This is a genomic window from Bradyrhizobium cosmicum (assembly GCF_032290525.1).
Taxonomy (GTDB): domain Bacteria; phylum Pseudomonadota; class Alphaproteobacteria; order Rhizobiales; family Xanthobacteraceae; genus Bradyrhizobium; species Bradyrhizobium cosmicum_A.
On sequence record NZ_JASXTA010000635.1, the window covers coordinates 1 to 232 of the forward strand.

Here is a 232-nt window from a genome sequence, read left to right on the forward strand (position 1 = left end):
TGCCAGCACCGCTTGAGTTCTCGGCCATCACTTCTGTTTGGACTGCCAAAAAGATTCGCACCGACCATACCAGCCGCTACCAAGGGATGATTGACTTTAATGTCGGCTATCTGACTTCTGCGATTTTGGCGCTGTTTTTCTTGGCATTGGGTGTGTTCGTTCAGTACGGCACAGGTCAAGAGATCGCCATGCAAGGTGGTGCTTATGTCGGTCAGCTCATTCAGATGTACAC

The 232-nt window shown here is 50.4% G+C and carries 1 protein-coding gene; it reads left to right on the forward strand.

Annotation, left to right across the window (positions count from 1 at the left end; all coding sequences use genetic code 11):
- Nucleotides 1-232: hypothetical protein (locus QSV46_RS41175; protein ID WP_314964557.1), on the forward strand; the 232-nt coding region annotated here is incomplete at both ends.